The sequence below is a fragment of the Paraburkholderia metrosideri genome, assembly GCF_904848625.1.
GTDB classification, from domain to species: domain Bacteria; phylum Pseudomonadota; class Gammaproteobacteria; order Burkholderiales; family Burkholderiaceae; genus Paraburkholderia; species Paraburkholderia metrosideri.
Genome location: NZ_CAJHCP010000011.1, coordinates 162,085 through 187,972, shown reverse-complemented (window position 1 = coordinate 187,972; position 25,888 = coordinate 162,085). Strand labels below are relative to the sequence as shown.

The window sequence follows — 25,888 nt, the reverse complement described above, 5'->3', positions numbered from 1 at the left end:
TGTGACCGACAGCACAAAGCACGCAGATTCAGACCTGCTGCAAGGTCGTGTCGAGCGCCCGGGCCGCGACCCGATCGCCTTCAGTCATCAACGCGGCGCGAAACACGGTTTGCCGGTTGTGGCCCGCCGCTGCAGGCGAATCCCACAGCAACTCGACCTTCGGACGACGCGCGAAAGCGCCACGCGTCAGCGCGGGAGTAGGCGCCGAATGAAGCGGCACCGCGGACGGATCGCCAGCCGTGCCGAACGCGACTGCGGGTGCAGGCGTCGGCGTTGCGCGCAGGTCCTGCCCGGCGGCCCAGCGCACGGACAGTTCGCGTGCGTCGTACTGCCCTACCTTACGACGCTCGGCCCACACGATCACCGTACGCGTGACCGGATCGAGTGAGACCGCGTATCGGCCGATCGCAAAACGGCGCGCGGCAATATTGGTCCGCCAGAGAGGACGCGGCCGGCAGATCCACATCACCGCGGCGTACAACACCGGCGCCGCGATCAGCCAGCCATTGGTTGCCGCAACGGCTTGCGCGGCACGCCGCCAACCGGCGCTCGCGACAAACGCACCGACCGACCACACCGCAAACAGGAATCCGAGGAAAGCAAACAGACGCACCGCCTGACGCAGCCATTGCGGCAGCGGGTGGTACGGACGCTCGGCCAAGGCGCGCGCGCCCGGCAGGAAGATCAGCAGGAACAGAAAAACCAGGTTGACGCATGCCCAGGGCGACGACACCATCGCCGACAACGACGCAGTCAGACCCATTTGCGCCATCGAAAAAAGCCAGCGGGCAAGGAGCACGAGACCGATGGCGCGCAACGCGAAAATCGTTCCGGCGCCAGGCGCGGCATTCGCACGCGTCTCTTTCGTTCTCGCCAAGGCATCCTCCTGTCGTCGGCGGCTCCGCAGCCAAATTTGCGGCACGGCCATTATAGGGATATTACCGAGCGTGGCTCATTGTTACCCGGCCCAAAGCCCCACTTTCGGCCATTCGTCCGAAAAAACGCGGCGCGCATGCAACAACGCCCCGTGAGCGGGTCGCGCACGGGGCGTTGTCAGGTGTGGCAGCGGCGGAGTTTGAAGCGATCCGGCCAGCCGCCTGCCTTCTTTTTTAGCTACCGCGAATCAGCTTGCGTTGACTTCGCGCAGCACGGTGCGGTGCTTCTGGCGCAGCAGTTCTTCGTAAGTCGCGACATAGTTCTTCGCCATGACCTTCGACGAGAAACGCGATTCGAAGGCCTTGCGCACGCCAGCACGCGGCAGCGTGTGCAGACGCTTCACGGCGGCAACCGCGCTGATTTCGTCTTCGACGACAAAGCCCGACACGCCGTTTTCGATCACTTCCGGCACCGAACCGCGATTGAACGCGATCACCGGCGTACCGCAGGCCATCGCTTCGATCATCACCAGACCGAACGGCTCTGGCCAGTCGATCGGGAACACCAGTCCATGCGCGTTGCCGAGGAACTCACGCTTCTCGGTTTCGCCGATTTCGCCGATGTACTCGACGTGCGGGAGCGCCATCAGCGGCTTGATGACTTCTTCGTAATAGGCACGGTCGGCCTTGTCGATCTTGGCAGCAACCTTGAGCTTCATGCCTGCCTGGCCGGCGATGCGGATCGCGCGGTCGAGACCCTTCTCCGGCGAGACGCGGCCGAGGAATGCGAGGTAGCCCGGCTCGACGTCCTTGATCGGCGTGAGCACGTTTTCCGGCAGACCGTGATACACGGTTTGTAGCCAGTTCGCCTGTTGCAGCGGAATGCGCTGGTTGTCGGAAATCGACACGACCGGCACGTCGCTGAACGTGTTGAAAATAGGTTGCAGTTCCGGCAGATCGAGACGGCCGTGCATCGTGGTCAGGAACGGCACCGGCTGGCGCGCGAACAGCGAGAACGGGTAGTAGTCGATGTGGAAATGCAGCACGTCGAACTCGTCTGCACGGCGGCGCACTTCTTCCAGCAACAGCATGTGCGGAGCCATCACGTCGCGGATGGTCGGGTCGAGGCGCAGCGCCTGCGGCCAGAACGCTTCGAGCTTCGCCGACGTTTGCGAATCGCCGCTCGCGAACAGCGTCACGTCGTGACCTTGCTCGACCAGAGCTTCGGTCAGATAGGACACCACGCGTTCCGTCCCGCCATACAGCTTGGGAGGAACCGCCTCGTGCAACGGAGCGATTTGAGCGATTCGCATAATAGATAACTCCTGAAAAAAATCTGGCAAAAATACTGCGTTTGGTTAAAAGCGACTCGCTTGCTCGCCAGGGCAGTCGGCCGGATCTGCCGGCGCGGGCCTGATTCTTTCGAGAAATCCTGCGATGGATCGCTTGGGTAGTGAGCCCAGACCAGTTGGCCACCGTCTGCGCGTATGCGAGTAAACGCGTATCTGGCACCTACGTTGACAAACTGTCAGAAATTTTGCTGAGCCAACAGAGCATGCATTATCGATGCCGGCATTCTCGCTGCACTACAACATTTCAAAGTCTTTACGTTGTTACAAACGCGAAACACTTTGCAAACCTATGTTTTATAAGACAGTTCTACAGTGGCAACTGGTTTGCGGGATCTCACGAAGAGCCCGCGTCTGTAAGCTCCTGCTTCAACTTTGCCGGTAAGCATTGAAAAAATGCCGCACCGCGGTTGAATGCAATCTGTAATTATATCTCGAAATTTTCTGCAACTAGCGTGAACCACCGCCCAGTCGGCGGGTCGAGCAACAGGTAGGTTGCAGAGGTCTATCGCGAAATCAGTCGCGCCAACGCCCGGATACACAGGGCGCAATCGCTTTTGCATGTTTACAATGCGAAGCATCGGCTTCGCAGCGAACCCATCCAGCCTACCCGGCTGATGTGGCCCGCGCTTTGCATGCACAACCCGAAACACACCGACCTCACGATCAATTGGAACAATTAACCATCGCCCAGCGCAACGCCCAGAACGCAAAGCTAGCCAGCTATGCGCATCGGCCGCTTGCGTTTCTCTTCCGCTTTATCCGCCGCCACCCGCTCGCCCATGCGATCGTCCTGTGCAGCGTGTTTGCGGCCGTGGGCTGTGCGCTCGCTTCACAATACGCGATCAAACATCTGATCGACGTGCTGGGTGAAGGCCGTCATCATCCCGGTCCGCTGTGGGGCGCGTTCGCGATCCTCGTCGGCCTGATCGCGGCAGACAACCTGCTGTGGCGGGTCGGCGGATGGGTCGCCGCGCATACGTTCGTTGCCGTAACCGGCGACTTGCGGCGCGATCTGTTCTCGTATCTGAGCGGACATTCGCCGAGTTACTACGCGGAGAAACAGCCCGGCATGCTCGCGAGCCGGATCACGGCAACCTCGAACGCCGTCTATACCGCCGAGAACACCACCGCGTGGAACGTGCTGCCGCCATGCATCGCCGTGCTCGGCGCGATCGTCATGATCATCGCGGTGAATCCGTTGATGGCCGGCGGCCTGATGCTGTGCTCGGCGATTCTGTCCGTCGTGCTGTACAAGCTCGCGGGACGTGGCTCGGCGCGTCATCATCATTTCGCGACCAGGGCGGCGTCCGTCGACGGCGAACTGGTGGACGTGATCAGCAACATGGGCCTCGTCCGCGCGTTCGGCATGACATTCCGCGAGCAGCAGCGGTTCGGCGCAACGGTCAAGGCGGAAATGGACGCGCGCCAGCAAAGCCTGCTGTATCTGGAAAAGCTGCGTCTGCTGCACGCGGTGATTACCGCGCTGCTGTCGGCGGGCTTGCTGGGCTGGGCACTGTGGCTGTGGGACCAGGGCAAGGCGACCTCGGGCGACATCGTACTGGTCAGCTCGCTCGGCTTCACGATTCTGCACGGCACGCGCGATCTGGCCGTGGCGCTGGTGGACGTGACACAACATGTCGCGCGGCTCGCCGAAGCCGTCCGCACGCTGCTCGAACCGCACGGCATGCCCGATCGCGACGGCGCGACCGAACTCGTGCCGCAAGGCGGCCGGGTCGACTTTGAGAGTGTGACGTTCGCGTATCCGCGTCGCCGCCCGATTCTCGATCACTTCGATCTGCATATCGAGCCCGGTCAACGCGTCGGCCTGATCGGCAAGTCGGGCGCGGGTAAGTCCACGGTGCTGGCGCTGTTGCAGCGTTTCTACGAGACCCAGGGCGGTGCCATCAAGATCGACGGTCAGGACATTGCCGCGATCACCCAGGACAGCTTGCGCCATGCCATCGCGCTGGTGCCGCAAGACATCTCGCTATTCCATCGCACCGTGTACGAGAACATCGCTTACGGCCGCCCCGAAGCGACCCGCGAGGAAGTACTCGAAGCTGCGCGTGAAGCGCGTTGCACGGACTTTATCGAAGCGATGCCGGAAGGATTCGACACGATCGTCGGCGATCGGGGCGTGAAGTTGTCGGGCGGTCAGCGCCAGCGGATCGCGATCGCGCGGGCCATTCTGAAGAACGCGCCGATTCTGCTGCTCGACGAAGCGACGTCGGCGCTGGATAGCGCATCGGAAGAAGCCATTCAGAAGGCGCTCGACCGGCTGATGGTCGGCCGCACGGTGGTCGCCATTGCACACCGGCTGTCGACGCTGAACAACTTCGACCGGATCATCGTGATGAGTGCAGGAAAGGTGATCGACGACGGCAGCCCCGACGAGTTGCGTCAGCGTCCCGGCCTGTATCGCGACTTGCTGGCCAAGCAGTATGGCAAGGGCACGACATTGCACATCGGCGGAAAGAAGGTCGACGAGCAGCACGTGGTTTGAACCGGGCGCCGCGCGGTGAGAGAGTTGACCGCATGCAGGCGCAGGCATCCGAAAAAAAAGCCGCTTCGACGAAGCGGCTTTTTTTCGACCCCCACCGGCGGCGCTTAACCAACGCGCACCCAGTCAGACTATCCCGCCAGCTTGGCCCGCACTGCCCTCTTGCGAGGCGCCGCTGCGACCTTCGCGTTCGCGCCTTTCGCACGCTTCGCAACCGCTCCCACTCCTTGCAGATCACGCATGAAGTTATCGCGCCACACGGACACATTGTTCTCGCGCAATTGCACCATCATGTCGCGATGACGCGCCTGGCGCTCCGCCAGCGGCATCTGCAATGCGCTCGCCAGCGCCTCGGCCATCCCGTCGATATCGACCGGATTGACGATCAGCGCGCCTTCCAGTTCCTGTGCCGCACCGGCAAAACGCGACAGCACCAGTACGCCCGGATTCTCCGGGTCCTGCGCCGACACGTACTCTTTGGCCACGAGGTTCATCCCGTCGCGCAACGGCGTCACATAACCGACGTGCGCGGTACGGAACAGCGCGGCCAGCACTGAGCGCTCGTACTGCTTGTGGATGTACAGAATCGGCGTCCAGTCCAACTCGGCAAAACGCCCATTGATGCGCCCCGACTCCCCTTCGAGTTGCAAACGGATGTCCTGGTATGCATGCATGTCGGCGCGCGTGGGCGGTGCGATTTGCAGGAACGAGACCTTGTTGCGTTGCGCGGTCACGTGCTCCAGCAAACGCTCAAACGCGCGGAATCGCTCGACCAGTCCCTTCGAATAATCGAGCCGGTCCACGCTCATGATCAGCTTGCGCGAATGCAGCGTCGCCTTCATCGTGCGCACCGGCTTGCCGCGCTCGCCCGCCTTTGCGAGTTCGGCAATTTCGTCCGGATAAACGCCGATCGGATAAGCCGCCGCCCGCAACGTGCGGCCGAATGCGTGGATCGTCAGCGGGCCGGCGGCCGCGTGATCGACCGAGCCATTCGCCTCATTGACGATGTAATCGCAGAACGCACGCAGGTCCGGCGCGGTCTGGAAACCGAGCAGATCGAACGAACAGAGCGCCTCGACCAGCTTGCGATGCGGCGGCACGGCAAGCAGCACCTGGGACGCCGGAAACGGAATATGCAGAAAGAAGCCGATGCGATTCTTCACGCCAGCCGCACGCAACGCCTGAGCGAATGGAATCAGGTGATAGTCATGCACCCAGATCACATCGTCTTCACGCAATAGCGGCACGAGTTGCTGCGCGAGCCACGCATTGACGCGGCAGTAGCCTTCGAAGTCGTGCCGGTCGTATTGCAGCAGATCAGCGCGATAGTGGAAGGCCGGCCACAGCGTCGCATTCGAAAAGCCACGGTAGTACTGGTCGTAATCGCGGCGCATCAGCGCGATGGTCGCGAAGGTGACGGGCCCGCGTTCCTCGACCTTGATCTGCGGCTGGCCTGAGCTGAGCACGTCGCCACTCCAGCCAAACCACATGCCGCCGGTTTCTTTCAGTGCGTCGTACACGCCAACCGCCAGACCGCCCGCCGCCGGACCGCCCTCCGAAATAGGCGCGACCCGGTTCGATACGATAATCAGTCGACTCATGAAGCGCGATCCCCGATGCAATACGTGTGCTTGGTTTGCGTCATTGACGTTGATCGATGCGGCGTCGGCATCATGCTCGCTCTCATGCGCTGCGCGCCGCCGCGACGATCGTCTCCAGCCAGTCGAGTAGCGCGGACACCGATTCGATCCGCGTATGCGCCATCGTCTCGCCCGCGCCGACCTTGATCGACACGCCGCCGCGTTCGTTGACGACCGCAAAACCTTTCTCATCGGTCAGATCGTCGCCGGCAAACACCGGCTTACGGCCGACGAAAGGCGGCTCATCGAGGAACGCACGCATGGCGCGGCCTTTGTCGACGTCCTTCGGCTTGATCTCGTAGACCATCTTGCCTGGCTGCAATACGTACGAGCCGGGATAGTCGGCGACCAGCCGCTCGGTCGCCTCGCGGGCCACCTGCTCGCGGTCCGGCGCATTCCGATAATGCAGCGCGAGAGCCGCGCCCTTGATTTCGAGCAGCATGCCGGGATGTTCGTTGACGACTTGCGCAAGCACCTGCTCCATGCGCAATAGCCGCTCGTCATGAAAACCGATCCGCTGCGTGTCGCCGTTCGCGTCGCGCCGCTCGGCGCCGTGCAAACCGGCAATCGGCAGATCGGGCATGCCAAGAAAACTGTCGATGCTGTCGATGCCACGCCCTGACACGACTGCGACCGCGCCGTTCGTCAGGCTTCGCAGCGCGCTCAGCAGTTCGATCACGCGAGGTTGCACCAGCACGCCGTCCGGCGTGGGTGCGAGTTCGACGAGTGTGCCGTCGAAATCGAAGAAAAATGCTGTCTCGCTGGGAGACAGAACAGCCGGAAGTGCTTGCATCGATTGGGTTCGCCTTTCAGCCTTCTGCGGCCGGAAAAGTGTGCGCATCTTACCGCGCATCGGTCAAATTTTCGAGAAAGTAAGCCTCGATTCAAGCCCGGCGGGGCCTCGCGAGGCTGAGCTTTCAACGATGGCGTTCAAAAAGGGGACGATCTGGCTCCAGCCCGCTTTCCAGCTGATGCGTCAAATTGCCTCGCGATACACGCTCCGCAGGCGCTGCGCGACGCCGCGCGATATTTTGTTATACAGTCCCTGCCACATAGATGCTTGTCGTTCCGGCCATATTTGCACACTATGGCGGACTCGCAGCCAGCCGGACGCTCGCGAGGTAACGCATGCGAATCGGCCGGCGCCGTTCATGGCGACGTCAGCCGCCACTCTTCAATCGAGTCATTGAACCCTGCTTTGTTCCCGATCCGGTCATCCTGTCAGCCGAAACCGACCTCCAGCGCACCCTTGCGCCGGCATCGGATGGCGCGCCGATTGGCGTTGACGTCGACGATCGGCGCGTTGATCGCACTGGCAGGCTGCACGCACCGCACCAGCGAAACCTGGCAGCTCACCAATGTCACTGGCCATCTGCCGGATCTCGACTTCGCCCTCACCGGCGACGACGGCAAGCCCGTCAACGGTGATTCGTTCAAAGGCCGCACGTCGCTCGTCTACTTCGGCTACACCCATTGCCCGGATGTATGCCCCGAAACGATGGGCCGCCTGATGCAGGTGCTCGGCAAACTCGGCCCCGACGCACAGAAAGTCCGCATCCTGTTTATCACCGTCGATCCGGCGCGCGACACGTCGCAAGCGTTGCACGATTACGTCGGCGCATTCGATCCGAAGCACGCCGAAGGCCTGACCGGCAGCGACTGGCAGATCGAGTCACTGGCCAAGCGCTACCGCGTCGCGTATCAGATGGAAAAGCGCGACCCGAGCGGTAATTACGAAGTCACCCACAGTTCCGCCGTGTACGTGTTCGACAGCCAGGGCCACGCGCGCCTGCTGGCCACCGATCACGACACGCCCGATGCGATCGCGCAGGACCTGCGCCGTATCATTGATGACCATTCCTGACCTTTCCCGAGTTCATTCATGTCGATCCAGATCAAAACGTTCGCTTCCCTGAGCTGCGCCCTCGCCCTCTCGTTCGGCATCGTTGGTGCTGCGCAAGCCGCTGGCGCCAATGCCATCAGCGTCAAGGACGCATGGGTCCGCTGGCTGCCGAACAACCTCCCTGCTGCCGGCTACGCGACGCTGGTCAACGCAAGCGACAAACCGGTCGACCTCGTCGACATTTCGAGCAACGACTACGGCGACGCGATGCTGCATCAAACCGTGTCGAACGGCTCGTCGCAAAAGATGGTGATGGTCGACAAGCTGACGGTGCCCGCCCACGGCCAGGTCGCGATCTCGCCGGGCGGCTATCACGTGATGCTCGAAGACGCGAAGCATAAGGTCGCGCCGGGCGACACGGTTCATCTGCAACTAAAGTTCTCCGACGGCGAAACGCTCGACACACCATTCGTCGTCAAGTCGCCAGCGCAGGCCAACTAATCCGCCGCGATGAACCTGCTCTACTGGCTCGACCCGTGGGAGTTTTCGCCGACTGTCGTGATCGCGCTGCTAGTGCCCGCGATCCTGTTCGTGCGCGGCGCGCGCAAAGCGAAACTGTCGATCGCGCGACGCATTTCCTTCTGGTTCGGGCTGGTCGCGCTGTATGTCGTGCTGCATACGCGGCTCGATTATTTCTTCGAGCATGAGTTCTTCATGCATCGCTTGCAGCATCTGGTGCTGCATCATCTCGGGCCGTTTTTTATTGCGCTGTCGTATCCGGGCGCGGCGTTGCGTGCCGGTATTCCGTTTCGCTGGCGACAACGTTTCGTGCGGCCCGCGCTCGACAACCCGGTGGTGCGCAAGCTGCTCGATGTGGTGATGCACCCGGTCGTCGCGGTCACCCTGTTCGTCGGGCTGATCTATTTCTGGCTGATGTCGCCGATTCATTTCGTCGCGATGCTCGACTGGCGGCTGTATCGCGTGATGAACTGGAGCATGGCGATCGACGGGCTGCTGTTCTGGTGGCTCGTGCTCGATCCGCGCCCCGCGCCGCCGGCGCGTTTGTCGCCCGGCAAGCGCGTGCTGGTGGTGATCGCCGCGATTCCGCCGCAGATCATTCTTGGCGCGTTTATCTTTTTTACGTCGCACGAGCTGTATCCGATCTATTCAATCTGCGGCCGCGCGTTCACGTGGCTGAGCCCGATGCGGGATCAGCAGATCGGCGGCTTACTGCTGTGGATTCCGGGTTCGATGATGAGCGTGATCGGCGCGTTGATCGCGATGCGTCACTGGATGCGGCTGTCGGCGCGTGGACGGTTGCGTAACGAGCGGCGTGAGAAAGAAACGCGAGGTGTGGCGGCGCATGGGGCGTCGACGCCTGCCGGCGGTCATCGTTGACTGCTGGAGTTTGGAGCGAGGACGAAGGGGTTGAAGGGGTTGAAGCGGTGCTGCTTGGCGTAACGCCGAAGCGCGTGACGCGCCTTTAAACGAAGCCAACGAAGCCGATTGCGGCGGTCTAACTGACCTGAGCGCGGCCGGCTTTAACAGGAGCGTTGAACTACGCAGGCCAAAGCGAAGCCGTCGCCAGCCCGTCAACGCTCATGCCCGCTGCTTCACTACACCCTCACACCGATCGCATCCACACATGCGGAATGCCGTCCTCGTCGTGAATCTCCGAGACCGGCGCAAAACCAAACGCACCGTAAAATTTTTGCAGGTGAGCCTGTGCATGCAGACGGATTGGCGTGCCAGGCCATTGTGCTCGGATATGCACCAACGCCCGCTCGAGCATGGCATTACCCAGCCCGATTCCGCGAAACGGTGCCGTAGTCAGCACACGGCCGATGCGCACGTCGGTGTCGTCGGCATCGGGCAGCAGGACACGCAGATAACCGGCCAACGATGGCTGCGTAACGTTAGCACCAGCGTTGGCACCAGCGTCAACACCAGCGCCCGCATCGGCCGCAGCGCCGTACGCCAGCAGATGCCACGCGGCCATATCGAGCCCGTCGATATCCGCGTACACGCAATTCTGTTCAACGACGAACACCGCGCTGCGGGCAGCCAGCGTCTCGTACACTTCGACGCTCGTCAGGTGCGCGAAGCTTTTCCAGCGCCATTCGAGTTGCGCGAGCCGCGTGGCGGCAGTTTGCTGCGATTCAGTCATCGGATACTTTAAAAAAAACGCGCCGCCAGACACGGCGGCGACCATGCACAATTATGCCGCGTGCGGCAGCTCCGGGCCATTTGCCGGGCCCACGACGACACGCATCAACCGCGTCGCGCGCCGCGCGCTTTCGACGCCTGCTTGTGGCTGTACATCGCGGCATCGGCGGCCGCCAGCAGTTCGGCAATCAACACATGGCGCGACGGATCATAAGATGTCTGCCCCACGCTATACCGGATTTCATAACCGCGCCGCTCTTCGGCATTGCGCGCGTCGAGCAACTGCGTGAGACGCCGGGTGACCTCATGCGTTTCCGCGCTGTCTGCGTCGGTCAGCAGCGCGACGAACTCGTCTCCACCGAGCCGCCCGATCACGTCGCTTTCACGCAGTGCCGTGCGCAGCAGTTCCGCGAAGGTCTGCAATGCGCGATCGCCTTCCGCATGGCCGAAGGTGTCGTTGATCAGCTTGAAATCGTTCAGGTCGAAGAACAGCAGTGACGCGGGTTTCTCCATCCGCTTGCAAACATTCAACGCATGCTGCGCGAGCGCTTCGAAACCGCGCCGGTTCGACAGCAGCGTCAGTTCGTCGAGCGTGGCCAGTTGCACCGCCGCCAGTTCCTGCTCGGCCATCCGGGCGAGATCGCGCAGCAACTCACGCTCTTCAGCATCGAGACCGCGTGGCTTGACGTCGATCAGACACAGTGTGCCCAGCCTGCTGCCATTGGCCACCGTCAGCGGACAGCCCGCGTAGAAACGGATATTCGGATCGTTCGTGACGAGCGGGTTGTCGTAGAAACGCTCGTCCGCCAGCGTGTCCGGCACTAGCAAGAGTTCGTCGCCGAGGATGGCGTGCGCGCAGAACGACACGTCGCGTGACGTTTCGCTCGCCGACAAGCCGACGCACGACTTGAACCACTGCCGGTCCGCATCGACGAGGCTCACGAGCGCAATGGGCACGCCGAACAGGCGTTTGGCAAGCCTCGTCAGGCGGTCGAACCGCTCTTCGGGCGACGTATCGAGAATTTGCAGCGCACGCAATGTGTCGATACGGGCGCTTTCATTGCTGGGCGTCGATGGAACCTGCATGTCGTGTTCTCTGGATCCTTCGTGATGATCGGAAGACGGGGCCGCTAGTGTATAGCGGCATTTCCTACGGTGGGATTGAGGTGGAGTTTCGGAGTTCCGTCAAAGGCGATTGCCGCAGGCCCTATTTTCAGGGCGGCCCAGACCATTTCATCCGAAATGGTGCCGCGCCTCCGAACATCGCCCCAAGCCACCAGCCACTTAAAAGACCTCTTCGACGGGATGCGCGAGGCATTCAATCAGATTGCCCGGACCGCACAGATGCAGCGCACCGACGACCACCAGCGTCCGCTCCGGCCGCCCGGTCCGCTGCGCCAGACGCGCGGCCCATGCACGATTACGTCTGTCGAGAATGGCCTGGCGAACGCCGGGCAGATTGAACATCGGCGACTCGACGGCGATCTGCTGCACAGCTTCAAGATCGCCGTCAAGCCATGCCGCATGCATCCGTTCGAGCGTGCGCTGCGGCTCGCCGCGATCCGCCATCAGCAGATCGAGTGCGGCGCCGACTGCTTCGAGTGGAATCGATTCGAGCGCGGCGGCTATCTCACCGGCTGTCTCCAGATACTCGTAGGGTTTGGACTGGGCAAGCGCGGAGCGCATCATACGCGGCTCGACGCCTTCGACGACCTGCTGAAACAGCGTCGGCGCGACGATCAGCGCAGCCCATGGACGCAATCCGGCGAGCGGCGCCAGCAGCCCCTCCGTGGGCCAGAACGCCTGGAGCTGGTTCCACGCGTCTGCGGAGACGAACGGTTGCAACCGGGCTGTGCTGGGCGTCGAAATGGCCTTCAGGAACGGCAGAATAGTCGGCGGATCGGATTCGAAAACCAGAGCTTCGGCCCAATCGTAGGCCTCGGCGACCCACGGCGGCGTTCTGCGACTGGTCGTGGGAAACAGATGCATCGAGCCAAGCAGACGCACGTGGGTGCCGGCGAGTTGTAGGTACATGCGGCCTCGGTGAACAAACAGTCACGCAAAAAAGCTGGCGTGTGATTCAAACAATTCAGTCGATCACGCTCAGTCCAGTACGCCGGCTCGTGGCTCCACGCCACGCGGTCCGTACGGTGAACGCGACGAACAAAAGAAAAACGATCTGCGAAAGATACAGATCCATGCGAACGGGATGATGCAACGCGAACCACGAATTGTGCGCCACATCGGTCACGATGACGGCGACGCAGGGTATCAGCCCTGCTCCCGGCATCACCAGCAGAAGCAGTGCGATGAGCGGATCGACGAACAGCAGCGAGGTCCAGTAGACCTGCGTGAGTCGCGCGACACCGCCATAGTCCCAATCCAGGCCATGGACTAACGCCACTTGAAAATGAGTCCACGTTGCGCCGACCAGGCAGAGTGCATAGATCACGCGCAAGTAGAACGAACGACGGCGAATGTCCTGCTTGCGCATGGGTTGAATGTGATGGCTTTGGACTTGAGCGCCTCACTATAGCTGCGCGCGCGCGACAGAACGTCTGATAGGTAGGTAGAGCTGCTTGCAGATGAAACCAGCGCATGGCGTCGAGGGATCGACGTGGCAGCCTTTTGCATGAACGGATAGAGCAAAAGCGCGAATCGTACGGCGGGCGCCGTAGAAAAAAGAAAAGCCCCGACTTGTCGGGGCTTTTCTTTACATCAACTACTGGAGGCGCGAGCCGGAGTCGAACCGGCCTAAACGGCTTTGCAGGCCGCTGCATAACCGCTTTGCTATCGCGCCGCAAGCGGACTGGAACCTAGCTGCAGGCTCGCAGATTTGTCTGGTGGGCGACAGGACCGTAATGGCCAGCCCATCAAACAAAAAGGGAAGCGTTGCTTCCCCTTATGTATGGAGCGGGAGACGAGGCTCGAACTCGCGACCTCAACCTTGGCAAGGTTGCGCTCTACCAACTGAGCTACTCCCGCATTGAACTGCTTCACAACGCGCTGCACTTTTTACTACGCCAAACAACGCGGTGCTTCAAAAATCTGGAGCGGGAGACGAGGCTCGAACTCGCGACCTCAACCTTGGCAAGGTTGCGCTCTACCAACTGAGCTACTCCCGCATTGTGCTGCTTACTGCTGCCAATTTACTGCAACTACTCTGTTACTGCTCCGTCGCTTCAAACTGCGTGCATCGGAGAAACGAGATTATGGAGAAACGACCGAAATGCGTCAACCCCCTTTGCGAATCTTTTTTAAATAAAATTTTTGACTCGTTCTTCCGCCCCGTTTGGGCGAACTTCTGCGCCCTCTTCGTCCCTCTCAACAGCCGTTGCCGCCGCGATTAAAAATCAGGCGACGCCACCCCGTTCACGAATTTGCGGCCATGCAAGCTTCATGTAGTAGAGCATTGACCAGATCGTCAGGAACGCGGCGAGATAGATCAGCCACAGGCCCCACACACGCGTGTCGACCGAGACGCCTGCGCCAAACGGCAGCGGACCGTAAAACAACAGCATCGGGATTGCCACCATCTGACAGACGGTCTTGAGCTTGCCAAGCGAATTCACCGCCACACTCTTCGACGCGCCAATCTGTGCCATCCACTCGCGCAACGCGGAGATCGCAATTTCGCGTCCGACGATCACGAGCGCGATGGCCGAGTCAATGCGCGCGAGTTGCACGAGCACGAGCAATGCGGCCGTCACCATCAGCTTGTCGGCGACCGGATCGAGAAACGCGCCGAACGCGGAGGTCTGATTCCATTTGCGGGCCAGAAAGCCGTCGAACCAGTCGGTCAGCGCCGCCAGGATGAAGATCGTCGCGGCCGCGAGATTACGGTGCGCGGGGCTCATCATCATGTCGGGCAGATAGAACACACCGACGACCAGCGGAATCAGAACGATCCGCAGCCAAGTCAGGAAAATCGGGAAATTGAACGGCATGGGCAGGCGCAGCGTCTGACGAGGGAGATGCAATTGTGCCGTGTCGCAGGGCCTGCCACAAGCAAAGCGGCGGACGGGGCCTGGCGGGAGGGGCTGCCTTGAGGATTTGGTGGCTGCCCTCCAGCGGATTGACGCGCGCCGACTGAACGCCTGCGCGCAGGCTGGAAGGGATACCTGTTGTCGCACATCGGCAGCATTGAGATCGGATATCGATACCTCGCGGCCGTGCTTGCCGGTAACCGCGCAGGCCGCTTGAGCCTGCGGATACCCGATTGCGCCTGCTACCGCCACCCAGCCGCCAAAGGTCAGCTGCTCGCCGACCGCTCCGTCGCGCCGCCTAATGCAATTGCCGGTAAATCTGCTCCGCAAGCGCCTGAGAGATACCCTCGACACTCGCCAGATCCTCGACGCTCGCCGCCACCACGCCACGCAACCCGCCAAACCGCGCGAGCAATCGTTGCCGCCGCTTCGCGCCCACGCCTTCGAGTTCCTCGAGCCGCGAAGTCTGGCGCGTCTTGCCGCGCTTCGCGCGCATGCCGGTGATCGCGAAGCGGTGCGCCTCGTCGCGAATCTGCGCGACCAGCATCAGTGCCGCGCTTTCTTTGCCGAGTTCGAGCGCCGCGCGGCCATCGGCGAAAATCAGTGTTTCGAGGCCGACCTTGCGGCCCTCGCCCTTGGCGACGCCGACCAGCATGCCGGTATCGAGGCCCAGTTCCGTGAACACCTGGCGCGCGATTTCGACCTGCCCCTTGCCGCCGTCGATCAACACGATGGTCGGCAGAATGCCGCCCGCCGCCACCGGCTCGGCCGCATCGGAGGCGAGCGCCGGATCGGCCGCCGCGTCGGTTTGCAACGCGGCGGCTTCGTCGGCGGCATTCGCGGCGGCTTGCGCGACCATCTTCTCGTAGCGGCGCGTGAGGACCTGGCGCATCGCCGCGTAATCGTCGCCGGGAGTAATGCCCGTGATGTTGTAGCGCCGGTATTCCGACGACTGCATCTTGTGATGGTGATACACCACGCACGACGCCTGGGTCGCCTCGCCCATCGTATGACTGATGTCGAAGCACTCGATGCGCAGATGCGCGAGATCGTCGCACTCCATGCCGAGCGTATCGGTGAGCGCGCGCGTACGGGCCTGCTGCGACCCTTGTTCGGACAGCAGACGGGCCAGCGCGAGCCGGGCGTTCTGTTCGGCCATTGCGAGCCACGCGCGCCGTTGTCCTTGCGGCTGACGCAAGACGGTCACCTTGTGGCCGGCCTGTTCGATCAGCACGTCGACGAGTTCACGCGTAGCCGGCGCGTGGCTGACCACCAGAACGGGCGGCACGCGGTTGCCGAGGTAGTGCTGCGCAATGAATGCTTCGAGGACTTCGGATTCGATCCCGCCCGATGCGCGGCCTTTGCGTGCCGGGGCGGGTTGGGTGTCTTCGGTGGCGGCGAGGTCGGATTCGGCAGTTTCGGCGGCTTCGGCTTCGGCTTCGGCTTCGGCTTCGTCGTCCACTTCGACGTCGTCGGCTTCCGAGGCAATGCCGGTGTCGCGTGACTCATCGCCGTCATCACCGTCATCGCCTTCGTCGTCCTCCCCCTCCGATCGCATCTCCTGCGCGAGCATCAACGCATCGGGTGCGCTCAGCCCAGCAGAAGCGCCCCCTTCCTCATCCCCGCCAAGACCGCCTTCATCGGCGGTCAACGCGCTCTCCACGTGCGCGGGAAAGTACGCCTTGTCGCCCAGATGCCGGCCTCCGCGCACCATCGCAAGATTCACGCAGACGCGGCCGCCCAGCGCGACTACCGCCAGAATATCGACGTCGCTATCGCTGCCCACTTCGATCGCCTGCTGGTGCAGCACCGTCGACAGCGAACTCATCTGATTGCGCACAGCCGCCGCCTGCTCGAACTTCAACTCGCTCGCGAATGCGTGCATCTTCTGTTCGAGCTCTTTCATCACCTCGCCCTGACGGCCGAGCAGAAAACGCGAAGCATTGGACACATCGCGCGCGTAATCTTCCTCATTAATCGCGGCGACGCACGGCGCGGTGCAGCGGCCAATCTGATGCAGCAGACACGGCCGCGTGCGATTGTTGAACACCGAGTCTTCGCACGTGCGCAACTGGAACACCCGCTGCAGGATCTGGATGCTCTCGCGTACTGCCCACGCGCTCGGAAACGGTCCAAAGTACTGATTCTTCCGATCCACCGAGCCGCGGTAATAGGCCATGCGAGGAAACTTGTGCCCCGTCAGCTTCAGATAGGGATAAGACTTGTCGTCGCGAAACAGGATGTTGTACCGCGGCGCGAGCGCCTTGATCAGATTATTCTCAAGCAGCAGCGCTTCGGCCTCGGAGCGCGTGACAGTCGTCTCAATTCGCGCAATGCGCGTCACCATCATCGCGATGCGCGGCGACAGTTGCGTCTTCGTGAAGTAACTGGAAACGCGCTTCTTGAGATCGCGCGCTTTGCCCACGTAGAGCACCGCGCCGTGCGTATCGTAGTAACGATAGACACCGGGCAGATGCGGCAGTTGGGCGAGCACTTTTTTGGGCTCGAAGGCGTCGATGGCTTCGGGTTCGGTCATGCAGGATCGGTTGGGTGGGAACAGTCTCGCGAGGCCGGGCCCTGCGTGCCGCGTGCCTGACTCTGGCTGGCGCGCGCAATCGCGGACGAGGCTTTAGAATCGCCAGTTTAGAACATTCTGCAGGCGTTCGAAGCCGGTGCCGCGTCGAATCGGGCGCGGCCGGCTGCTTAAGCGTTCAGCCTCTTCAGCCAGCCACGCTAACCTTATAGGCAGCCTCGACAGGGTCATTGCTCGACCGCATGCCTCGTTTATCGCCTCGACTCGCGTGAACCGTACCGTGCCGCGTCAACCACGGCCGCCCCTTCGTCAACCGTTCGATCCGCACCTCAGGCCACCATGTCCTCAGCCTCTTCTGTCACCGAACCCGCCGCCGGCCAACCCGCCACGCCACTTGCGGCAATCTCCTGTGACATCTTCTGCGCAGTCATCGACAATTTCGGCGATATCGGCGTGTGCTGGCGTCTCGCACGCCAACTTGCAGACGAACACGGCTGGCAGGTGCGGGTGTTCGTCGACGATCTGCACGCGTTCCAGAAACTGTGCCCATCGCTCGCACTCGACCGCGCGCGTCAGACGATCGGCGCAATCGTCGTCGAACACTGGCACGAGCCGTCGCATGCCGGCGACACGGTCGAAGTGGCCGATGTCGTGATCGAAGCATTCGCCTGCGAACTGCCGTCCATCTACGTTGCCGCGATGGCCCAGTGCGAGCGCACGCCGGTATGGCTCAACCTCGAATATCTGAGTGCCGAGGACTGGGTCGCGGACTTTCATCTGCGTCCGTCGCCGCATCCGCGTTATCCGCTGACCAAGACGTTCTTTTTCCCGGGACTGGGCCCCGGCACGGGCGGCGTTCTGAAGGAACGGCAACTCGACGCGGCCCGCGCGGCCTTCGAGGCATCGCCGGACGCGCGGCAAGCGTGGTGGCTCAACGCCACCGGCCAGCCACCGCCTCCTGCCGAGGTCACCGTAATCTCGCTGTTCGCGTACGAAAACCTTGCCGTCGACAGCCTGCTCGAACAATGGCGCGACAGCGCCACGCCGGTCGTCCTGCTGGTCCCGGAAGGACGTATATCCGGCGCGATAGCGCGTTTCTTTGGCTTACCGTCGTTTGCCGCGGGCTCGCACGCCACGCTCGGCAGCCTCAGCGCGCACGCCCTCGCTTTCACCGAACAACCCGGCTACGACGCGTTGCTGTGGGCGAGCGACGTCAATTTCGTGCGCGGCGAAGATTCGTTCGTGCGCGCCCAGTGGGCCGCGAAGCCCTTCATCTGGCATATCTACCCGCAAGCCGACGACGCCCATCTGCCGAAGCTCGACGCCGCGCTCGCCCACTACGCCCGCAGCCTGCCCGACGACACACGCGCAGCACTGGCGCGCTTCTGGCACGCGTGGAACGGCGCAGGCCGTCCCGACTGGACCGAATTCCAGCGCCACTACCCGGCGCTAAAACTACGCGCAGCCGAATGGGCCGGCGAACTCACGCAAGTCGGCGACCTCGCGGGAAATCTGGCCTTGTTCGCAAAAACTCAGTTAAAATAAGCGGTTATCCAACGGCCGACGACGCAAGCGCGGCCCGATTGCAACAACGAACCTCCTCCCCGCGTGGTCAACGTCATTGGGTCGGGAGCATCGAAAAAGATGCCCTCCTGCCACCCACCGTCGAGGCCGTGGCGGAAATGTCAAAAAAGGGACGTATGGTGTGGATCGGCGCCACTCGCGATCACGCCCGCACCGGGTAAAAAGCAGGTAACGGATTGTCGAAGATCGGTGGGAATCACGAGGCTACGGCCCCGCCGCCGGTCATCGCAGCAACCGGCCACGCTTCTCACGCACTGGTATCAAACCGCACCGCAAACGGCGCGGCATCCAGTGAAAGAAGCGCCGAAGCCGCTTGCGCCGTATGCCGTTGAGCAAAAGTTGAAGCTACTCATTTCGTACAGGACAGTTTTTTATGAAGACCGCACAGGAACTCCGCACCGGCAACGTCGTGATGATCGGCGCTGACGCAATGGTCGTGCAAAAGGCCGAATACAACAAATCGGGCCGCAACTCCGCCGTCGTCAAGATGAAGTTCAAGAACCTGCTGACCGGCGCAGGCATGGAAAGCGTGTACAAGGCAGACGACAAGTTCGACGTCGTCGTGCTGGAACGCAAGGAAGTCACGTACTCGTACTTCGCTGACCCGATGTACGTGTTCATGGACGCTGACTACAACCAGTTCGAAGTCGAAGGCGAAATGATGGGCGACGCCCTTCACTACCTCGAAGACGGCATGGCTTGCGAAGTCGTGTTCTACAACGAGAAGGCGATCTCGGTCGAACTGCCGACCACGCTGGTTCGCGAAATCATTTACACGGAACCGGCTGTCAAGGGCGACACGTCGTCGGGTAAGGTTCTGAAGAACGCGAAGCTGAACACCGGTTTCGAACTGCAAGTGCCGCTCTTCTGCAGCATCGGCGACAAGATCGAAATCGACACGCGTACCCACGAGTACCGCAGCCGCGCATAATTTGCGCGTCAAAGCCCGCCAGATGAATCCAGCTTCCGCGCAACGCCGGAGCTGAGAAAGAAATCGGAAAAAAAGCGCCCAATTTGGGCGCTTTTTCTTTTCTGCGTCGCCGTGTATGGTGGAGGAAAACTTTACCGGCGCCTGTCTCGAATTTGCCCACCCATGTTCTCAAACTTCCCGTGACTCATCCGACAAACCCTTGATAACCCATAGCAAATCGCATTGGCACGATTCATGCTTGAATTGAAGAAACGCCGTATGGATTATTTTCTTCAACTTGGGAGAGAGAACCATGAATAACGACATCGCGGAAGGCAAGTGGAAACAGATGGTCGGTAAAGCGAAAACCGCATGGGGTGAGTTGACTGACGACGAGCTCACCAAGGCGGAAGGCCGCGCGGACAAACTCGCCGGATTGATCCAGGAACGATACGGCAAGAGCCGCGAAGAGGCGGAACTGGAAGTTCGCCGCTTTTTCGACAGTAACCGGGATTTCTGACAGACCGACTGAAGGAACTACCGAGGCGCGCCCATTCGACAGAAGATGTCGTATGAGAATTACAACATAGGCGCGCAGCTGTTAAACCCAGAAACCCAAGGACCAGAACTACGTGAGTCGAATCGCCATCGTCGCACCCGGCATGCTGCCTGCATGCCTGACGCCGTGCTTCCGCCTGCCGCCCAGCCATTGCCGGGTAGCTCGGGCAAACGCCGGCTCGCGACCCAGTGCCCGACCACACCGGCCAGCTATCGCACCCGGTTGCACGCCAGTCAGTAGAACGGCACTCCGGGTACTCCATCCATCTAGAAAATAGCGCTCGCCATGCCACACGCCCTGATTGTTGAAGACGATCCCAATAGCCTGTCAGGCCTGTCCGCCATCCTCGCGGCCGACGGGTTTTCCGTCGATACCGCGACCACGATTGCCGAGGCCCGCGCGGCGCTGACGCGATTTATCCCCGATGTCGTGCTGGTCGACTTGAATCTGCCGGACGGCAGCGGACTCGATCTGTTGCAGCACCTCCCCGCCCATCCGCCGGGCGGCGCATTGCCGGTGATCGTGATGACCGGCAATGCAACAGTCGAAAGCGCCATTGAAGGCCTGCGACACGGCATCTGGGACTACCTGCTCAAGCCGGTCAACATTCCTCGCCTGCGCAGCCTGCTTGCACGCATTCCGCGGCCGTACGAGTTGACCGAGGAAGTGCAGACCCTGCGCGCATCGCTGCGCCAGCTCGGCCGGTTCGGGTCCATGCTTGGCCGTAGCGGCACGATCCAGCACGTGTACGACACGATCGAACATATCGCGCCGACCGAGGCAGCCGTGCTGATTTCCGGCGAACCCGGCACCGGCAAGCAGATAGCAGCGCGCACGCTGCACGACATGAGCCGCCGCCGCAAAGGACCTTTCGTCACGCTGGATAGCCGTGGCGCGTCCAATGGCGGCGCGCAGCGTTCGCTCGAGAGTCTGTTGCTCGGCCACGAACGCGGCGCGTTCAACGGCGCCGAACATCGCGAACCCGGCCTGTTCGAACAGGCCAGCGGCGGCACGTTGTTTATCGACGAGATCGCCGAGTTGCCGCACGCGCAGCAGGAGGCGCTGCTGCGCGCGCTCGATTCGCAGACCTTCATGCGAGTCGGCGGCACCAACCAGGTGGCAACGGATTTCCGCCTCATCGCGTCGACCCGCAAGACGCCGCGCGCCGCCGTGGCGGACGGCAGTCTGATCGAAGATCTCGCGTTACGTCTCGAAGCGGCGGCCGTGACCTTGCCGCCGCTGCGTGAACGCGGCGAAGATCCGGCGCTGATCGCCCAGGCCGTGGTCGACGAATTGAATCGCGAAGCCGCCGCGCGTGGTGCGTCCGAGGGCGCGAAGCAGGTGGGACCCAACTTCCTGCGCGAATGTCTCGCGTACGAATGGCCAGGGAACGTGCGCGAATTGCAGGAACGTGTACGCCGTGCGTATCACGCTTCAGGTGACGTGCTGGAGTCGCTACGCGCCGACGACACCGGCTCGGCAAACGGTCGTGATCTGAACGGCAGCCGCGTGCAGGTCACGGTCGGCACCCCGCTCGCGGATGTCGAGGAAATGCTGATTCGTGCCACGCTCGATGCGGTTGGCGGCACGCGTCACCGGGCGGCGTCGCTGCTGGGGATCAGTCCGAAGACGCTGTACAACAAACTTCAACGGATGCGGCTGAACTGAGGTTGGGGTTCTGTTACTGAACAACTGAGCATCAACAAAAAAACGGCGCCTTGATCGAATCAAGGTGCCGTTTTTTTTGCTTCCCGACCATCCGAGTCAAACGTGCCTGCGCGTGCCTGCGCCTAAGCAAACACGCTGCGCAACAAGGACTGCGCTTCCAGATACTGCGGATCGGCAACCAGCTTGCTCCACTTCAATGCCTTGCTGCGTGGCCTCATCCGCTCGATGCGCCGCCGCGATTCCTTCGACTGCGTAAAGCGCAATGCCTCCAGCACCTTCTCCGCTTCGTCCGGCTGGTTGCAGATCAGCACCATGTCGCAACCTGCCTGCAGCGCGGCCGTCGCGCCTTCGGTCAGGGTGCCGCCCTGGCGGGCGGCTTCCATCGACAGATCGTCGCTGAAAATCGCGCCTTCGAAGCGCAGTTTCTTGCGCAGAATGTCCTGCAGCCAGATGCGCGAGAAGCCCGCCGGTTTCGAATCGACCTGCGGATAAACCACGTGCGCGGGCAGCACCGATCCCAGCGACAACCCGAGCCAGTCATACGGCGCCACGTCGTCGCGCAGGATCTCGTCGAGCGAGCGGTCGTCGACGGGCATGGCGACGTGCGAATCTGCGTGAGCGAAACCGTGCCCCGGGAAGTGCTTGCCGCAATTGCTCATGCCGGCCAGCGCGAGTCCGTGATTGAGGCTCTTTGCCAGCAAGGTCACCACGCGCGGATCGCGGTGAAACGACCGGTCTCCGATCACCTGCGATTGTCCGTAATTCAGATCGAGCACTGGCGTGAAGCTCATGTCGATCCCACACGCGCGCAATTCGGTCGCGAGGATATAGCCGACCGCCGTCGTCACCTTCGTCGCGTGCAGAACGTCGCGGTCCCACAGTGCGCCGAGCTTGCCCATCGACGGCAGCACCGTGAAGCCGTCGGTGCGAAAGCGTTGCACGCGGCCACCTTCATGATCGACGGCGATTAGCAGATCGTCGCGAATCGCGCGGATCGAATCGGTCAACGCGACCAGTTGCTCGCGGCTCTCGTAATGGCGCGCGAACAGGATCACACCACCGGTCATCGGATGGGCTAGGCGGCGCCTGTCGTCGTCGTTCAGCGTTTTGCCGACCACGTCGAGCATCACCGGTCCGGGAAAGGTTTTCATCGGATTCCGCTAGAAAAAAGCTCAGGACAAGAAGAGACGCGGCCAGCATGGGCCGCGTTCGGGGAATGTTTATTCGATGGCAGCAGAGGTGCCTGAAGCGTTCGGCAGATTCGGCGTTTCAGCGTCAGCGGCGGCCTGCCCGGTCTCCGTGATCACGAACGACACCGCGTAATCGCGCTCGTCGCTGATCGTCACGCGCGCTGTGATGCCGCGTGCGTCGAGCCATTCGGCCAGTTCGCCGGACGCGACCACCATCGGCTCGCCGCTCGGCTTGTTCAGCGTTTGCAGCGCACGCCAGGTCATCGGCCAATGCATGCCGAGGCCGATCGCTTTCGAAAACGCTTCTTTCGCCGAGAACCGCGTGGCGAGGAACGCGAGACCGCGCGCGGCGGAACGGGCCGTGCGCGCGTGATAGACACGCAGTTCGTCCGGACCGAGCACTTTCTCGGCGAAGCGGCCGTTGGTGCGCGTCATCACAGCGGCCACGCGGCTGACCTGAACGATGTCGGTACCGATGCCGTAGATCGCCATAAGAAGGGCGCCGGCTTACGCGCGTGCGCCGAGACGCGCGGCGACCATGATCGCCTTCATCTCGCGCACGGCGTTTTCCCAACCCGCGAAGATCGCATGTGCGACGATCGCATGGCCGATGTTCAATTCGACGATGCCTTCGATCGCGGCGATCTGCTGCACGTTGGTGTAGTGCAGGCCATGGCCCGCATTGACCTTGACGCCGAGCGTCGCGCCGAATTCGACCGCGCGCACGACGCGCTCGAATTCGCGTTGCTGCTCGGCGGGATCGTGGGCTTCCGCGTAACGGCCGGTGTGCAACTCGACCACCGGCGCACCGGCTTCGTGCGCGGCGCGGATCTGCGTCTCTTCCGGGTCGATGAACAGCGACACGCGCGAGTTGGCTTCGGCAAGCTGCTTGCAGGCGGCACGCACAGCTTCGAACTGGCCCGCGACGTCGAGGCCGCCTTCAGTGGTCAACTCCTGACGCTTTTCCGGCACGAGGCAAACATCGTGCGGCCGCACTTCACACGCAATGTCGAGCATCTCCTGCGTCACCGCGCATTCGAGGTTCATGCGCGTCTTCAGCAGCGGACGCAGCTTGCGCACGTCAGCGTCGACGATATGACGGCGGTCTTCACGCAGATGCAGCGTGATGACGTCCGCGCCGGCCTCTTCGGCCATCAAGGCTGCACGGATCGGATCGGGATAGGAGGTGCCGCGCGCGTTACGCAGCGTAGCGACGTGATCGATGTTCACGCCCAGGTCAATCACAGTCGGCGACGTAAGAAAGAAGCTCATAAGTTCTGCAAGTCGATCAGGATCTGGCGCGTCGCGAGCGGCGTGCCGCCAAGGTAGGTGTTGAGCAGAAAGCGCATCAGCGTTTTGCTTTGCGCCACGGTCTGCGCTCGATGGTAATCGTCCTGCTCCATATCGAGCAAGGTTTGTCCTGAGATCACCGGCCATTGCAACGGCCATTCGTCAGACGCTTCGCGCACGCCGCGCTCCGGATCGAACACGTAGCGGCCTTCGGCCACGACCGCTTTACGCGCGACGGTGCGATTGAGCGCCATCGCGTAGCCGGTTTCGCGCAGCAACACGCGCTCGAATGAACGCAGTACCTGCACGGGCGGTTCGTCGTGCGCGAGACGCGTCATCGTGACGACGTAGTGGTGAAAGAGTTGCGGATGCGGGTCTTCGCGCGCGCAGAACTTGACCAGCAGTTCGTTGACGTAGAAGCCGCAGAGCAGCGCGCCGCCAGTCAGAGGCAACATGCCGCCGACCCATTCGGCGCCCGTCAGCGTGCGCATTTCGGACTTGCCCGACCACGACAACGCGAGCGGCTGGAAGGTCTGCAACACGCCGCGCAGTGCGGAGTGCGGACGCTTCGCGCCCTTTGCGACGAGCGCTATACGGCCGTGATCGCGCGAGAGCACGTCGATGATCAGACTGGTCTCGCGATACGGATAGCTATGCAGAACGAACGCGGGTTGTTCCGCGATCCTGTACTCGGAAGCGGACGTGCGTGGCGCACGGCGCGTGGGTGATTTGCGCGCCTCGCCTTCGGCGGCGGGCGCGCTTTTGCTGGAAGTTTTTTTGGTGCTACGAACGGTTTTGGACGACGGCTCGCGAGCCGGCGCGGCCGGCTCCTGGTCGTCCGGGCTTGCGTCGGAATTCAGCGTCATCCACGCGTCATTCGTACCCATACGCACGGAGTCCGGCTTCGTTGTCGGCCCAACCGCTCTTCACCTTGATGAAGGTTTCCAGATACACGGGGCCGTCGAACAACCTTTCCATATCGAGACGCGCTTCGGTGCTGATCTGCTTCAACTTCGCGCCCTTCTGGCCGATGATCATCGCCTTGTGCGTGTCGCGTTCGACCATGATGGTCGCGAAAATGCGGCGCAGGCGGCCTTCGGTTTCGAACTTGTCGATCAGCACGGTACTCGTGTACGGCAGTTCGTCGCCAGTCCAGCGGAACACTTTCTCACGCAGGATTTCAGCGGCAAGGAAGCGCTCGCTGCGATCGGTCAGGTCGTCTTCGCCGTAGATCGGCGAGCCTTCCGGCAGGAACGGCTTGACGGTCGCCATCAGACGCTTGATGTCGTCGACATTTTTCGCCGACAGCGGCACGATTTCGCTGAACTTGTGCAGCGAACTGACCTGCTGCATGAACGGGAACAACGAAGCTTTATCCGACACGCGATCGAGCTTGTTGGCGATCAGCAGCGTCGGCACCGACGGCGGGATCAGGTCGAGCACTTTCTGATCGTCCGCGCCGAAACGGCCGGCTTCGATCACGAACAGGATCGCATCCACCGACGTCAGCGTAGACGTGACCGCGCGATTGAGCGAACGGTTCAGCGCGCCGCTGTGCTTGGTCTGGAAACCGGGGGTGTCGACGAAAATGTACTGCGCGTCTTCCAGCGTATGAATGCCGGTGATGCGGTGGCGCGTGGTCTGCGCCTTGCGCGACGTAATGCTGACTTTCTGGCCGACCAGCGCGTTCATCAGCGTGGACTTGCCGACGTTAGGGCGGCCGACGATCGCGACCATGCCGCAGCGAAAATCAGTGGGAGTGGGAGCGTTCATATTCGGGCTACGGCAAGTT

General features: G+C 62.0%; 23 protein-coding genes and 3 tRNA genes. 8 read left to right on the top strand and 18 right to left on the bottom strand.

Annotation, left to right across the window (positions count from 1 at the left end):
* Positions 1-28 precede the first annotated feature (28 nt).
* Entirely contained in the window at positions 29-877 is an 849-nt protein-coding gene (locus tag LMG28727_RS24540; protein WP_201644901.1) for a hypothetical protein, read from the bottom strand.
* A 246-nt stretch (positions 878-1,123) separates the two neighbouring features.
* Positions 1,124-2,188, bottom strand: coding sequence for a glycosyltransferase family 4 protein (locus LMG28727_RS24535; RefSeq protein WP_201644900.1), 1,065 nt, complete (start codon positions 2,186-2,188; stop codon positions 1,124-1,126).
* A 706-nt stretch (positions 2,189-2,894) separates the two neighbouring features.
* Between LMG28727_RS24535 and LMG28727_RS24530 the strand changes: the two genes are divergently transcribed.
* Positions 2,895-4,730, top strand: coding sequence for an ABC transporter ATP-binding protein (locus tag LMG28727_RS24530; RefSeq protein ID WP_201644899.1), 1,836 nt, complete (start codon positions 2,895-2,897; stop codon positions 4,728-4,730).
* Between the two features lie 128 nt (positions 4,731-4,858).
* On the opposite strand, the gene otsA is transcribed toward LMG28727_RS24530, so the two are convergent.
* Positions 4,859-6,328 (bottom strand): alpha,alpha-trehalose-phosphate synthase (UDP-forming), encoded by a 1,470-nt coding sequence (gene otsA / locus LMG28727_RS24525; RefSeq protein WP_236592315.1) that lies wholly within the window; start codon positions 6,326-6,328, stop codon positions 4,859-4,861.
* 82 nt (positions 6,329-6,410) lie between these two features.
* A complete protein-coding gene (gene otsB / locus LMG28727_RS24520; RefSeq protein ID WP_201644898.1) occupies positions 6,411-7,160 on the bottom strand; it encodes a trehalose-phosphatase in 750 nt (249 codons plus the stop codon).
* 471 nt (positions 7,161-7,631) lie between these two features.
* Between otsB and LMG28727_RS24515 the strand changes: the two genes are divergently transcribed.
* From LMG28727_RS24515 to LMG28727_RS24505, 3 genes are read left to right on the top strand one after another with little or no spacing between them, the layout of a single operon-like run.
* Positions 7,632-8,231, top strand: coding sequence for an SCO family protein (locus LMG28727_RS24515; RefSeq protein WP_201644897.1), 600 nt, complete (start codon positions 7,632-7,634; stop codon positions 8,229-8,231).
* Between the two features lie 18 nt (positions 8,232-8,249).
* Positions 8,250-8,711, top strand: coding sequence for a copper chaperone PCu(A)C (locus LMG28727_RS24510; RefSeq protein ID WP_201644896.1), 462 nt, complete (start codon positions 8,250-8,252; stop codon positions 8,709-8,711).
* 9 nt (positions 8,712-8,720) lie between these two features.
* Complete coding sequence (locus tag LMG28727_RS24505) at positions 8,721-9,608, top strand: cytochrome c oxidase assembly protein (RefSeq protein WP_201644895.1); 888 nt, start codon at positions 8,721-8,723, stop codon at positions 9,606-9,608.
* Between the two features lie 226 nt (positions 9,609-9,834).
* Here LMG28727_RS24505 and LMG28727_RS24500 read toward each other — a convergent pair whose 3' ends face one another.
* The 9 genes from LMG28727_RS24500 to uvrC form a co-directional block, all read right to left on the bottom strand.
* Positions 9,835-10,377 carry a GNAT family N-acetyltransferase gene (locus tag LMG28727_RS24500; RefSeq protein ID WP_201644894.1) on the bottom strand — a complete coding sequence of 181 codons (543 nt, stop codon included), beginning with the start codon at positions 10,375-10,377 and terminating at the stop codon, positions 9,835-9,837.
* A 104-nt stretch (positions 10,378-10,481) separates the two neighbouring features.
* Positions 10,482-11,462, bottom strand: coding sequence for a GGDEF domain-containing protein (locus LMG28727_RS24495; RefSeq protein WP_201644893.1), 981 nt, complete (start codon positions 11,460-11,462; stop codon positions 10,482-10,484).
* 198 nt (positions 11,463-11,660) lie between these two features.
* The gene (locus LMG28727_RS24490) at positions 11,661-12,410 is read right to left on the bottom strand and encodes a TraB/GumN family protein (protein ID WP_201644892.1); all 750 of its coding nucleotides are present in this window, start codon (positions 12,408-12,410) and stop codon (positions 11,661-11,663) included.
* A 55-nt stretch (positions 12,411-12,465) separates the two neighbouring features.
* Positions 12,466-12,870 carry a hypothetical protein gene (locus tag LMG28727_RS24485; protein ID WP_201644891.1) on the bottom strand — a complete coding sequence of 135 codons (405 nt, stop codon included), beginning with the start codon at positions 12,868-12,870 and terminating at the stop codon, positions 12,466-12,468.
* A gap of 232 nt (positions 12,871-13,102) precedes the next feature.
* Positions 13,103-13,176 (bottom strand) — tRNA-Cys (locus LMG28727_RS24480).
* A 109-nt stretch (positions 13,177-13,285) separates the two neighbouring features.
* Positions 13,286-13,361 (bottom strand) — tRNA-Gly (locus LMG28727_RS24475).
* A gap of 64 nt (positions 13,362-13,425) precedes the next feature.
* Positions 13,426-13,501, bottom strand: a tRNA-Gly gene (locus tag LMG28727_RS24470).
* Between the two features lie 228 nt (positions 13,502-13,729).
* The gene (gene pgsA / locus LMG28727_RS24465) at positions 13,730-14,323 is read right to left on the bottom strand and encodes a CDP-diacylglycerol--glycerol-3-phosphate 3-phosphatidyltransferase (protein ID WP_201644975.1); all 594 of its coding nucleotides are present in this window, start codon (positions 14,321-14,323) and stop codon (positions 13,730-13,732) included.
* Positions 14,324-14,660: 337 nt separating this feature from the next.
* A complete protein-coding gene (gene uvrC / locus LMG28727_RS24460; RefSeq protein ID WP_201644890.1) occupies positions 14,661-16,898 on the bottom strand; it encodes an excinuclease ABC subunit UvrC in 2,238 nt (745 codons plus the stop codon).
* A gap of 336 nt (positions 16,899-17,234) precedes the next feature.
* On the opposite strand from uvrC, the gene earP reads away from it, so the two are divergent.
* From earP to LMG28727_RS24440, 4 genes are all read left to right on the top strand, one after another.
* Positions 17,235-18,440: an elongation factor P maturation arginine rhamnosyltransferase EarP gene (earP, locus tag LMG28727_RS24455; protein ID WP_201644889.1), complete on the top strand. Its 1,206-nt coding sequence runs from the start codon at positions 17,235-17,237 to the stop codon at positions 18,438-18,440.
* A 412-nt stretch (positions 18,441-18,852) separates the two neighbouring features.
* On the top strand, positions 18,853-19,410 hold the full coding sequence (efp, locus tag LMG28727_RS24450; RefSeq protein ID WP_201644888.1) for an elongation factor P: 558 nt from the start codon (positions 18,853-18,855) through the stop codon (positions 19,408-19,410).
* A 292-nt stretch (positions 19,411-19,702) separates the two neighbouring features.
* On the top strand, positions 19,703-19,909 hold the full coding sequence (locus LMG28727_RS24445; protein WP_201644887.1) for a CsbD family protein: 207 nt from the start codon (positions 19,703-19,705) through the stop codon (positions 19,907-19,909).
* A gap of 324 nt (positions 19,910-20,233) precedes the next feature.
* Positions 20,234-21,616, top strand: coding sequence for a sigma-54-dependent transcriptional regulator (locus LMG28727_RS24440; protein WP_201644886.1), 1,383 nt, complete (start codon positions 20,234-20,236; stop codon positions 21,614-21,616).
* Positions 21,617-21,738: 122 nt separating this feature from the next.
* On the opposite strand, the gene nagZ is transcribed toward LMG28727_RS24440, so the two are convergent.
* The 5 genes from nagZ to era form a co-directional block, all read right to left on the bottom strand.
* Positions 21,739-22,767 (bottom strand): beta-N-acetylhexosaminidase, encoded by a 1,029-nt coding sequence (gene nagZ / locus LMG28727_RS24435; protein WP_201644885.1) that lies wholly within the window; start codon positions 22,765-22,767, stop codon positions 21,739-21,741.
* 69 nt (positions 22,768-22,836) lie between these two features.
* Positions 22,837-23,298, bottom strand: coding sequence for a holo-ACP synthase (gene acpS, locus LMG28727_RS24430; protein WP_201644884.1), 462 nt, complete (start codon positions 23,296-23,298; stop codon positions 22,837-22,839).
* A 15-nt stretch (positions 23,299-23,313) separates the two neighbouring features.
* Positions 23,314-24,078, bottom strand: coding sequence for a pyridoxine 5'-phosphate synthase (pdxJ, locus tag LMG28727_RS24425; RefSeq protein ID WP_201644883.1), 765 nt, complete (start codon positions 24,076-24,078; stop codon positions 23,314-23,316).
* Positions 24,075-24,983 (bottom strand): DNA repair protein RecO, encoded by a 909-nt coding sequence (recO, locus tag LMG28727_RS24420; protein ID WP_201644882.1) that lies wholly within the window; start codon positions 24,981-24,983, stop codon positions 24,075-24,077. Before recO ends, pdxJ begins: the two co-directional genes overlap by 4 nt.
* Complete coding sequence (gene era, locus LMG28727_RS24415) at positions 24,970-25,869, bottom strand: GTPase Era (RefSeq protein ID WP_201644881.1); 900 nt, start codon at positions 25,867-25,869, stop codon at positions 24,970-24,972. Before era ends, recO begins: the two co-directional genes overlap by 14 nt.
* Between the last annotated feature and the right edge of the window lie 19 nt (positions 25,870-25,888).